Origin of the sequence: Bizionia hallyeonensis (assembly GCF_042657385.1) — a bacterium.
In the GTDB taxonomy this organism is placed as follows: domain Bacteria; phylum Bacteroidota; class Bacteroidia; order Flavobacteriales; family Flavobacteriaceae; genus Algorimicrobium; species Algorimicrobium hallyeonense.
Genome location: NZ_JBHSLA010000015.1, coordinates 1 through 3,387 on the forward strand (window position 1 = coordinate 1; position 3,387 = coordinate 3,387).

Sequence of the window (3,387 nt, forward strand, 5' to 3'; positions counted from 1 at the left end):
AATAAATACCATAGGAATAAAACAGGCAAATAAGGTCATGCATTTAGCAGCCATGGCATACAATCTTAAAAAGTACTTGAAGTTTACACAGAAAATGTCAAAAACCAAGGCAAAAGCACTTGGTCTTGTAATTTCTAAAATAAATGGACTCCAAAACGAAATAAGCTTCAATTTCCACCAACCAAATTTTAATTAAATGGCAGTTTTAAGAAAATTTAAAAAGCCCTAAAAAGGGCTTAATTGTGTTTTGAGCATAAATTTTTAGAGCGTTGTGCAACGGTTACCGTTGTTGTAAATAGTTGTTTAATTATGATTATTGTTATTTAGATAATTGTTATATAATTCCCAGTCCTCATCTGATTTTCTCTTTTCCTCCTCATTCATTTTATCATTCATTCTTTTTGTTTGATTTATAGTTAAAATTTTGAAGGGGTCAACAAAGGTCATATGTTTTGTATTACTAATACTTATAATATCTTTGTTTAAATTGTATTTTATATAGCCTCTATCAGAAATAAATTCCTCAATTAATTTACCATTTTCATTAAAATATGTATACTCAATATTTTCTTTGAAATTATTATATGAATACTCTAACTCTCCATTTGGATAATAAAACTCCTTTAAAACCATTTTCCAATCTTCAGAATGTTCGGTAAACCAGTTTAGAAGACCATTACTGTAATAACTCCAAGTTTTCTTAATTCTTCCACTCTTAAAACATTCATTTTTGAATTGTAAAAGTCCTTTTTTACTATAATTTTCTCTTGAAAAGAGTTCTCCATTTGAATAATATTCTGTTATACATTTTAATTCTCCATTTTCATAGTATTCAAACCATTTCCCGAATGGATTACCATTTTTTATATATTTTTTATTTTGAATAATATTGTTTGGATAAAATGTCTCTATTTTGAGTTTAAGCTTTTCATATTTTACTTTAATTCTTGAAAATCCTTTTTGTTTTAATTCTAATGTAAAATCATTTTTATTTTTAAGCTTAATATCTAATTTTTTTAAGAATTGAGGTTCGAAAATATGTTGATTAAGTGACATTAAGCTTTTTGAAAAATAAAAATCAAGTATAGGTTTTTTACTGTAAATGTTACCTCCAAAATAAATAGGTAAATCCTCATTGTTCATTTCGAAAAACAATTCAATAGTATTTTTATCTTTAAAAAAGCAAACTATAGAATCAATAGAAATTAAAATTCCATTTAGGTCATATTTGTAAATGAAGTATTTTGGATTTATTTCATCCAAATGAACAATGGTAGATGTTTTTTTTATTGAATGAAATTTTTCTTGTGCAACAAAGTCAAGTACGCTTATGTTAAAATTAATATTTGGTTTTGATTCATAGAAAATACCTTCTCCAGGTGACCAAACTCCACCTGGAACAAAATTTAACAGAGGACCTTCTTTGAATGATTCACGACCAATTTTATAAATAATTATTTTTTCAAGGTCAAGTGCATTTCTTTCGGTTAGATATGGAAATAAAATTTCAATCTTTACTCGCAAGTTTTCAGCTTCGATTTCTTTTATCCTTGAAAATTTTTGAATATTCTTTACGTTTTTTAATTTTTCATTTAAATGTGAATTATATCTTTTTCCTTTCCCTTTTCCGATATAAAAATATTCATTATTTCGTGGGTCAATTAAGGCATAAACATAATATTCTTTTTTGTTCAAGGGTTTCTTCACAATTATTTACAACGGTCTCGTATAACCGTCAGTTACGGGTTAATATGCGTTAATTTTCGGTTTGACACAGGCTTTAGCAATTCCGAGTGGATTCGGACGTAGTCGAATCCGCCGTAATTGCGGTTATACATTGTTGTGCAACGTATTTTTTTCAATTCCCTGTTATTTTATTGTATTCAATTTCCCAATCGGTCAGTTCATCTTCGCTTACGGAAAGATGTTCGCAAATTCGCTCACGATTGTAGTTCAATTTGCGTAATTCCGTAACTGCGTTAAAGTCAGCTATAATTTTTTGTTCCGCAGTTTCGTCAAATTCCATTTCGTAACTTTGGTCAGTTAATAAATTCCATTTGTCCTTATATTCAGCCAATTTTCCTTTCATAATTCTCTTTTCTTTCTTGAAAGTACTTACCAACGGTTCGCAAATTTTTTGACTTGGCACAATGAAAATATCTGGATGTGAGTCCAAATCTTCAAATTTGTTGTTGTAAATGACAAAAACTAAAAAATGATTTTCTTTTGGTTCTACATTATTCACAACAAGTGATGAATATCCGCGTACAGATTTTACGTCAATCGAAAGTGTTTCTCCGTTTTCTTTGATTACTCTTATGTCAACACTTTTTTTGTTTCCTTGACTAATATATGCTTCCAATTCAAGTCGATATAATTTAGATAATATCAAATATTCACTTGCAATTCCTGTATTAAATGTATTCGCTCTCATTTTTGGTCATATGTTGCACAACGTTAAATATATGGCAAGTTGGGCAGAAAATAAGCGATTACTTTCGGTTTAATCACAAGCCAAATCTTTTGTTTTTTGTTTTAACTTTTCTCTTTTAATACCAAATCAAAAGATTTGGCGACTTTGCAAATAGACAACAACTTTTGGATTAAGCACTAATCGCCCAATTTGCTATATATAGTGTTATGCACTGCCTTTATCCACTTATTATTTCCACAACTGTTTTATTCCGTTCCGAAATCAGATGAGCATCTTTTTCATTCACAAAGAAATTCGAGTTAGTCCAATTATTAAAATCTTTACCCATATCTGCTAAATAATATTGACCTGAAATTTCAAAGTCTATCATTGCTAATTGAAATTTATGGATGTTATTCAAATCCATTATTGTTTGATTAAAAAAATCATTTAATGCGGGCGGACATTTAGGGTTTTCATCCCAAGTTTTATATTCTTCTCCGAATAGTTGTTCGATTGTCTCTGTATAAAAGCATATATCAAACCAATTAAATCCAGTTTCAATTGGTTCGTCTTCGTGTATATTAAATGTTTTAAACGGAATTGATACGTTCTCTAAATTTAAAACCCATTCGTGTTCAAAAGTCTCAATTTCTATATTTGTTAACTCAAAGTTTCTATCAAATGGTCCATCAACATTTTTAAGCGATTTAATATATTCTGTGTATTTTTTTATTGGTTCCATATTCGAGCTCGGACAAACTTGAATAGTCAATTCGTAAAATCCACCAACTCGTAAACCTTTATTCAAATAGATGTCTTTTATTTTAGTCACGATGTTTTTTTTGGTGTCTCGTCCTGAAATATGGCTACAGGTTAAAATTGAATTTACGCTGATAATTGATATACCATATTAGGTGTTTTATAGTCTAAAGATAAATGTAATCTTATTTGATTGTATAAATTAATTGCAT

General features: G+C 28.6%; 3 protein-coding genes and 1 pseudogene. 1 reads left to right on the plus strand and 3 read right to left on the minus strand.

The annotated features are described in order from the left end of the window. Positions 1–196, plus strand: a pseudogene (locus ACFPH8_RS14895) (IS1182 family transposase); the annotation flags it as partial. A gap of 107 nt (positions 197–303) precedes the next feature. On the opposite strand, the gene ACFPH8_RS14900 reads toward ACFPH8_RS14895, so the two are convergent. The 3 genes from ACFPH8_RS14900 to ACFPH8_RS14910 form a co-directional block, all read right to left on the minus strand. Further along, positions 304–1,695: an LEM-3-like GIY-YIG domain-containing protein gene (locus tag ACFPH8_RS14900; protein WP_376862235.1), complete on the minus strand. Its 1,392-nt coding sequence runs from the start codon at positions 1,693–1,695 to the stop codon at positions 304–306. 163 nt (positions 1,696–1,858) lie between these two features. After that, a complete protein-coding gene (locus ACFPH8_RS14905; protein WP_376862237.1) occupies positions 1,859–2,434 on the minus strand; it encodes a hypothetical protein in 576 nt (191 codons plus the stop codon). Positions 2,435–2,651: 217 nt separating this feature from the next. After that, positions 2,652–3,248, minus strand: coding sequence for a hypothetical protein (locus tag ACFPH8_RS14910; protein WP_376862239.1), 597 nt, complete (start codon positions 3,246–3,248; stop codon positions 2,652–2,654). Positions 3,249–3,387: the final 139 nt, after the last annotated feature.

What these genes read in the sequence shown, in the direction of transcription:
- ACFPH8_RS14905 (WP_376862237.1), bottom strand. Translation starts at nt 2,434, where the DNA reads ATGAGAGCGAATACATTTAATACAGGAATTGCAAGTGAATATTTGATA.